General features: G+C 71.6%; 6 protein-coding genes. 2 read left to right on the top strand and 4 right to left on the bottom strand.

Going from position 1 to position 7,613, the window contains the following annotated elements; all coding sequences use genetic code 11:
* Positions 1-435 precede the first annotated feature (435 nt).
* On the top strand, positions 436-1,629 hold the full coding sequence (locus ACZ4TG_RS31695) for an amino acid deaminase/aldolase (RefSeq protein WP_468169410.1): 1,194 nt from the start codon (positions 436-438) through the stop codon (positions 1,627-1,629).
* 17 nt (positions 1,630-1,646) lie between these two features.
* On the opposite strand, the gene ACZ4TG_RS31690 is transcribed toward ACZ4TG_RS31695, so the two are convergent.
* The 4 genes from ACZ4TG_RS31690 to ACZ4TG_RS31675 form a co-directional block, all read right to left on the bottom strand.
* Entirely contained in the window at positions 1,647-2,951 is a 1,305-nt protein-coding gene (locus tag ACZ4TG_RS31690; protein ID WP_468169407.1) for a haloacid dehalogenase-like hydrolase, read from the bottom strand.
* A gap of 122 nt (positions 2,952-3,073) precedes the next feature.
* Positions 3,074-3,865, bottom strand: coding sequence for a 3-oxoacyl-ACP reductase (locus tag ACZ4TG_RS31685; protein ID WP_361786302.1), 792 nt, complete (start codon positions 3,863-3,865; stop codon positions 3,074-3,076).
* Between the two features lie 7 nt (positions 3,866-3,872).
* Positions 3,873-5,252 carry an aldehyde dehydrogenase family protein gene (locus tag ACZ4TG_RS31680; RefSeq protein WP_468169404.1) on the bottom strand — a complete coding sequence of 460 codons (1,380 nt, stop codon included), beginning with the start codon at positions 5,250-5,252 and terminating at the stop codon, positions 3,873-3,875.
* 55 nt (positions 5,253-5,307) lie between these two features.
* Complete coding sequence (locus tag ACZ4TG_RS31675) at positions 5,308-6,681, bottom strand: glutamine synthetase family protein (RefSeq protein ID WP_468169401.1); 1,374 nt, start codon at positions 6,679-6,681, stop codon at positions 5,308-5,310.
* A 77-nt stretch (positions 6,682-6,758) separates the two neighbouring features.
* On the opposite strand from ACZ4TG_RS31675, the gene ACZ4TG_RS31670 reads away from it, so the two are divergent.
* On the top strand, positions 6,759-7,505 hold the full coding sequence (locus tag ACZ4TG_RS31670) for a FadR/GntR family transcriptional regulator (protein WP_468169398.1): 747 nt from the start codon (positions 6,759-6,761) through the stop codon (positions 7,503-7,505).
* Positions 7,506-7,613: the final 108 nt, after the last annotated feature.

Raw genomic sequence — 7,613 nt, 5'->3', positions numbered from 1 at the left:
TAAAACGTGATTTGTGGCGCACAGAAGCCCGAACTTCAAGGTCCTGAACAGGCGCCATAAATCATGCCCGCCCCGGACGACACCCCACCCCGGACCCGTCACCGACCCACCACCCCAGCCCCGCCGGCGCTTGAGGCGAACACACTGCCGAACAGCAAACGAGCCCCGCCCCGCAGGGGCACCCCGAACCCCGTCAACCGCCCGGCCAGGGCAACGGCCGGCGCTTGAGGCGACACGCAGCAGCCGAGCTGCAAACCAAGTCCCGGGGACACGGGGACACCCCGAACCCCGTCACCGGCCCGGCCAGGGCAACGGCAGCCGAGCTGCAAACCAACCCGGGGTAGCGGGGACCCCCGAACCCCGTAAACGCCCGGCCAGGGCAACGGTCAGGGCGCCCCCCTACCCCCCAGTACCCCAACGTGGCAGGCTGCCGCCATGACTTCCGACCGCGCTCGGTACGACAAGGCCACCGCCCACCTCGACGCCCCCCTGGCCATCGTCGACCTGGACGCGTTCGACGCCAACGCCGACGACCTCGTCCGCCGCGCCGGCGGCAAGCCGGTCCGGGTGGCCAGCAAGTCCGTCCGGTGCCGCGCGCTCCTCGAACGGGTACTGGCCCGGCCCGGGTTCGCCGGGATCATGTCGTACACCCTCGCCGAGAGCATCTGGCTGGCCCGCTCCGGCTTCGAGGACGTCCTGCTCGCCTACCCCTCCGCCGACCGCGCCGGCTTCGCCGAGCTCTCGGGCGACCCCAAGCTGGCCGCGGCCGTCACCGTCATGGTCGACGACCCTGCCCAGCTGGACCTGATCGACCGCGCGCGCGACGGCGGCACGCAGGAGGTGCGGGTCTGCCTGGAGCTGGACACCGCGCTGCGCCTCCTCGGGGGCAGGGTCCGCGTCGGCGCCCTGCGGTCACCGCTGCGCGAGCCGCACCAGCTAGCCGGGCTGGCCCGGGCCGTGACGGAGCGTCCGGGGTTCCGCGTCGTCGGGCTGATGGGGTACGAGGGGCACGTCGCCGGGGTCGGCGACTCCCTCTCGGGGCGCCCGCTGCGCTCCCGCGCGATCCGGCTGATGCAGAGCGCGGCCCGCAAGGAGCTGGCCGCCCGGCGCGCCGAGACGGTGCGCGCGGTCCGTGCCGTGGTGCCGGACCTGGAGTTCGTCAACGGCGGCGGTACCGGCAGTGTGCAGCAGACCGCCGCGGAGGAGGCCGTCACGGAGATCGCCGCCGGCTCGGGGCTCTACGTACCGCGGCTGTTCGACAACTACACCTCGTTCCGGGGACGCCCGGCGGCCCTGTTCGCCCAGCCGGTCGTCAGGAGGCCCGGGGTGGGGGTGGTGACCGTGCTCGGCGGCGGGTACCCGGCCTCCGGCGCGCCCGGCCCTGACCGGCTTCCCGTGCCGTACCTCCCCGCGGGTCTGCGCTACGACCCGCAGGAGGGCGCGGGCGAGGTGCAGACGCCGCTGCTGGGCAGCCCCGCCGATGACCTGCTGATCGGCGACCGGGTCTGGTTCCGGCACGCGAAGGCCGGTGAACTGTGCGAGCGCTTCGACGAGTTGCACCTGGTCGAGGGCGACCGGGTGACGGCCACCGCCCCGACCTACCGGGGCGAGGGCCGCACCTTCCTGTAGCGGTCGGCCGGAGTCCGCTACGGCGCGTGGACGGAGTCCGTCTGGTCGGGGATGACGCTCGTGTCGCCCCGGCGGACGGGTCCCGCCGTGCCGTCGTGGTCGATGTAGCCGGCCGTGGCGCACGGGTACGGCGAGGTCTTCTGCTGCTTCGGCTCAATGAACATCGGGTTCACGATCCACTTGCCGTCGCTGTTGTCGTACGCGCGGCACATCAGCTCGTTCTTGTTGCGGTTGACCACGAGCCGCAGCGCGGTGGCGTCCCGCAGGAACGAGATGTCGGTGTCGGAGTCGCCCGCGGCGAAGACCTGCCGCCGGGCGGCCGGCTGGACCTTCTCGGCGGCGGCGCCCCGCACCCCGAAGATCTCCTTGTTGATCCAGCAGCGCTTGCCGTCGATGTACGTGATCATCGTGTCGGCCCCGTCCTTGACGGAACCGCAGCCCTGGAGGTGGGTGGTGTGCTTGCCGCCGTACGTGGTGGTGTTGCGGATGCCGATGACGTGGTCGGCGTCGACCCCCGCGCCCTCGGCCCACACCTCGACGACGGGCTGCGGCGAGGCCGAGCTGATCCACACGTCGAAGCCGGCCTTCTGGAGGCCGCGTATGAGGTCCTTCTGCTGGTCGTAGTAGCGCACCCAGCCGGTGGCGGTGCCGGTGCCGACCTGCTGCTTCGCGCCGATGGGCGCGGCCAGGTTCTCGCTGCGCGCGGCGGCCGCGAAGCCGCGGATCTCGCGGGCGGTCCAGCCCTGGGTCAGCTGGGGCAGCCAGGCGTAGGCGGGCTCGACCGTGCGGCGGTCCCAGCCGGCGAAGGCCGCGGCGGCGGTCCGGGTCGCGCCGGTGCCGTAGACGGCGACCAGTTCGTCGGCGCAGGGGGCGCCGGCGGGGGTGCCGGTGGGCAGCGGGGCTCCGGGGCGGGCGAGCGCGCCGCAGGCGTCGGCCAGGGCCTTGGTGGCGGCGGGGGTGAGGTAGCGGCTGGTGGTGGACCAGTCGCCCCTGACGGGCTGGCGGATCTTGCCGTTGCGCAGCAGCCAGAACATGGTGGCGTCGCCGACGTCGTTCTTGACGACGGTGTTGTCCCAGTCGAAGACGGCGACGGGCTTGTCGCGGTTCGGCCGGTAGGGGTTGCACGTGCCGTACCGGTCGATGAGCTGCTGGAGCCGGGCCTGGTTCTCCCCGTACCAGCCGGCCCCCAGCTGCGGGGTGGTGCAGTGGTCGCCGGGGCGGGCCGCCTGCGCGGCGGGGGCGGCGGCCACGAGGGTGCCGGCGGTCAGCGCCGCGGCTGCGGCGACGGCCTGGAGGCGTCGCGCGGAGGTGGGTCGGGTCACTGGGGTGAACGCTCCTGTTTCTTACGAAGATCATCGCGGACGGTAGAGCACAACAGCCGGGCGTCGTGCGACGCCCGGCTGTCGGGGAGGTGCAGTCCGGGTGAACCCTTGGCGGCCGGGGCCTACAGGGGGGTGACGTACGCGCCGGAGATCCCGCCGTCGACGAGGAAGTCGGTGGCGTTGATGAAGGAGGAGTCGTCGCTGGCGAGGAAGGCCACGGCGGCGGCGATCTCGGTGGGTTCGGCGAAGCGGCCGAGCGGGATGTGGACGAGGCGGCGGGCGGCCCGCTCAGGGTCCTTGGCGAACAGCTCCTGGAGGAGCGGGGTGTTGACCGGTCCGGGGCACAGGGCGTTGACGCGGATGCCCTCGCGGGCGAACTGCACGCCGAGTTCGCGGGACATGGCGAGGACGCCGCCCTTGGAGGCGGTGTAGGAGATCTGGGAGGTGGCTGCTCCCATGATCGCCACGAAGGAGGCGGTGTTGATGATGGAGCCGCGGCCCTGGCGCTGCATGTAGGGCAGGGCGGCCTTGCAGCACAGGTAGACGGAGGTGAGGTTGACGTCCTGGACCCGCTTCCAGGCCTCCAGCCCGGTGGTGAGGATCGAGTCGTCGTCCGGGGGCGAGATGCCGGCGTTGTTGAAGGCGATGTCGACCGAGCCGTAGGTGTCGAAGGCGGTCTTGAAGAGGGCTTCGACCTCCTCGGGGCTGGTGACGTCGACCTTCACGAACGTGCCGCCGACCTCCTCGGCGGCGGCCTTGCCGGCCCTCTCGTCGATGTCGCCGCAGACGATGTTGGCGCCTTCGGAGGCCAGGCGGCGCGCGGTGGCGAGGCCGATGCCGCTGCCGGCTCCGGTGATGACGGCGGTACGGCCGACCAGGCGGCGGCAGACGATCTCGTTGTCGGAAGTGGTCATGGTGGGTTCAGGCCTCCGTGCTGATGAAGACGTTCTTGGTCTCGGTGAATGCGGTGAGGGCGTCGGGTCCGAGCTCGCGGCCGAGGCCGGACTGCTTGTAGCCGCCGAAGGGGGTCCAGTAGCGGACGCTGCTGTGGGAGTTGACGGACAGGTTGCCCGCGGCGACGGCGCGCGAGACGCGCAGCGCCCGGCCGATGTCGCGGGTCCAGAGGGAGCCGGAGAGTCCGTACTCGGTGGCGTTGGCCAGGCGTACGGCGTCCTCCTCGTCCTCGAAGGGCAGGACGACGGCGACCGGGCCGAAGACCTCCTCGGTGGCCACGGGCGCGGCGGGGTCGACGTCGGTGACGAGGGTGGGCGGGTACCAGAAGCCGGGGCCTTCGGGGGCCTTGCCGCGGAGGGCGGTGAGGTCGTCGGTGACGTAGGACCGTACGCGGTCCAGCTGGATCCGCGAGATCAGCGGGCCCATCTGGGTCTTCTCGTCGGACGGGTCTCCGACGACCACGCCTTCGATCCCGGGGGCGACGAGCTCCAGGAAGCGGTCGTACGCGGAGCGCTGTACGAGGATCCGCGTGCGGGCGCAGCAGTCCTGGCCGGTGTTGTCGAGGAAGGCCATCGGCGCGGCGGCGGCCGCGGCTTCCAGGTCCGCGTCGGCGAAGACGATGTTGGGGCTCTTGCCGCCGAGTTCGAGGGTGACCCGCTTCACCCGGTCCGCGCATTTGGCCATGATCCGCTTGCCGACCGGCGTGGAGCCGGTGAAGACGATCTTCGCCACGCCGGGGTGTTCGACCAGCGCGTCTCCGGCGACCGCGCCGTGGCCGGGGAGCACTTGGAAGAGGTGTTCGGGGATCCCGGCTTCGAGGGCGAGTTCGGCGAGGCGCAGGGCGGTGAGGGGGGTGGTCTCGGCGGGCTTGAGGATGACCGCGTTGCCGGCGGCGAGGGCGGGTGCCAGGCCCCAGGCCGCGATCGGCATGGGGAAGTTCCAGGGGGCGATCACGCCGATGACGCCGAGGGGTTCGAGGAAGGTGACGTCGATGCCGCCCGCGACCGGGATCTGGCGGCCGGAGAGCCGTTCCACTCCCCCGGCGGCGAACTCCAGCAGATCGCGTACGTTGCCGGCTTCCCAGCGGGCGTTGCCGATGGTGTGTCCGGCCTCGCGGACCTCCAGCCGGGCCAGTTCCTCGATGTGTCCGTCGACCACCGCGGCGAAGCGCCGGAGCAGTCTGGCCCGGTCGGCGGGGGCGGCCGCCGCCCAGCCCCGCTGGGCCGCGGCGGCGCGGGCGACGGCGGCGTCGACATCGTCCCGTGTGGCGGCCGGGACGGTGGCGACGATTTCCTCGGTGGCCGGATTCAGCACTCTCAGTTCGAGTGGGGCCAGCGCATCGGACACGTGGTGCCTCTCAGACGTTCGGTTTCGGTGGGTGCTGCGGGGTGGGAGGCGGGGCTCAGAGCCGTTCGAAGGAGCGGCGCAGCTCCCAGTCGGTCACCGCGGAGTCGTACGCGTCGAGTTCCACGCGGGCCATGTTGCGGTAGTGGGCGACCACCTCGGGGCCGAAGGCGGCCTTGGCGATCTCGCTGTTCTCCCAGAGCTCCGCGGCCTCGCGCAGGGTGGTCGGGACGTGTGCGAAGTCGGAGGTGTAGGCGTTGCCCGCGCAGGCCTCGGGCAGCTCCAGGCGGTTCTCGATGCCGTAGAGACCGGCCGCGACCAGGCCGGCGACGGCGAGGTAGGGGTTGACGTCGCCGCCGGGAAGGCGGTTCTCGAAGCGCATGGAGCGGCCGTGGCCGACCACGCGCAGGGCGCAGGTCCGGTTGTCCACGCCCCAGGCGACGGCGGTCGGCGCGAAGGATCCGGGCCGGAAACGCTTGTACGAGTTGATGTTGGGGGCGTAGAGAAGGGAGAAGTCCCGCAGTGCGGCCAGCTGGCCGGCCAGGAAGTGACGCATCACCGGTGACATGCCGCCGTGGTCGTCCGGTCCGTCGCCGGCCATCGCGTTGCGTCCGTCGGCATCACCCAGCGAGAGGTGGATATGACAGGAGTTGCCCTCGCGCTCGTCGTACTTGGCCATGAAGGTGAGCGAGACGCCTTCCTGGGCCGCGATCTCCTTCGCCCCCGTCTTGTAGACGGAGTGCTGGTCGCAGGTGGTCAGCGCCTCGTCGTAGCGGAAGGCGATCTCGTGCTGCCCGAGGTTGCACTCGCCCTTGGCGGACTCGACGACCAGGCCCGCGGCCTGCATCTCGTTGCGGATGCGGCGCAGCAGGGGCTCGACGCGGCCGGTGCCGAGGACGGAGTAGTCGATGTTGTACTGGTTGGCGGGTGTCAGGCCTCGGTAGTTGGAGTTCCAGGCCTGCTCGTAGGTGTCCTGGAAGACCATGAACTCCAGCTCGGTGCCGACCATGGCGGTGTACCCGTGCTCCGCGAGGCGTTCGAGCTGGCGGCGCAGGATCTGGCGGGGGGCGGCGACCACGGGCGAGCCGTCGTTCCAGGCCAGGTCGGCCAGGAGGAAGGCGCTGCCGGGGTTCCAGGGGATGCGGCGCAGGGTGGCGAGGTCGGGGTGCATGGCGAAGTCGCCGTAGCCCCGGTCCCAGGAGGACATCTCGTACCCGTCGACGGTGTTCATGTCGGTGTCGACGGCGAGGAGGTAGTTGCAGCCCTCGGTGCCGTGGGCGAGAACCTCGTCGAGGAAGAACTGTGCGGCGAACCGCTTGCCCTGGAGGCGCCCCTGCATGTCGGGGAAGGCCAGGACGACTGTGTCGATCTCACCGCTGGCGACGAGGGAGCGGAGCTCCTCGGGCGCGAGCGGCGGCTTGCGGTCTACCACTGGAATCTCTCCTTCGGTGAGCCGAGTGCGCCTAAGGTATTGAACAGAACCATTGCTTGGGAAGGGGAGGAGCCGAAATGACCGGTACGGCGAGCGAAGGCGACGCGATCGCGCGGCTTAATCCCGTGCTGCGACAGGTGCGGGCGGGCAACGGTTTCGAGGAGGCCTTGGAGCAGATCCTTCAGGTGGTCCGGCTGGGGCTGGTGCCCGGCGGCGAGCGGCTGCCGCCCGAGCGGGAGTTGGCCGAGCGGATGGGGATCAGCCGGGTCACCCTGCGCGAGGTGCTGAAGGTGCTCCAGGACCAGGGCCTGGTGGAGGCCCGGCGCGGCCGGTACGGCGGAACGTTCGTCCTGCCCCGCCCCGACACCCCGGCGGGCGCGGCCGAGGAGGAGCTCCGGCGGCGGGTGGCGGGCGTGGACATCGAGGACGTACTGCGCTTCCGCGAGGTCCTGGAGGTGGGCGCGGCCGGCCTGTGCGCCTCCCAGGGGCTGACCGGGGAGGGCTCGCAGCGGCTGCTGCGCGCGCTGGCCGCCACGCACGACGCCCAGCTCGCCGACTACCGCCGCCAGGACACCCTCTTCCACCTCACCCTGTGCGAACTGGCCGGATCGGCCACCCTGACGGCCCAGTACGCGGCGGTCCGGGCCACCGTGAACGACCTGCTGGACTGCATCCCGCTGCTGGTCCGCAATCTGGAGCACTCCCAGCAGCAGCACTCCGCCCTGGTCGAGGCGGTGCTGGAGGGGAACCCGGAGTCGGCGCGGGAGACGATGCGCGAGCACTGCTGCGGCACGGCGGCGCTGCTGAGGGGCTTTCTGGCGTGAACTGACACCTTCGGAACGGATCGGGCGCATTTCGCGACCGAAGGCAACCGGGAGTGACCGAGAGCGTTTCGTAACCCCTGTTTAACGCACGGGTCTTGCGCGCTCCAC

This window comes from Streptomyces sp. NPDC028314 (genome assembly GCF_055565795.1).
This window is presented reverse-complemented; position numbering and strand designations above follow the sequence as displayed.

Coding starts and splice junctions, on each gene's coding strand:
- ACZ4TG_RS31695 (WP_468169410.1), top strand. CDS start 436: ATGACTTCCGACCGCGCTCGGTACGACAAGGCCACCGCCCACCTCGAC.
- ACZ4TG_RS31670 (WP_468169398.1), top strand. CDS start 6,759: ATGACCGGTACGGCGAGCGAAGGCGACGCGATCGCGCGGCTTAATCCC.
- ACZ4TG_RS31685 (WP_361786302.1), bottom strand. CDS start 3,865: ATGACCACTTCCGACAACGAGATCGTCTGCCGCCGCCTGGTCGGCCGT.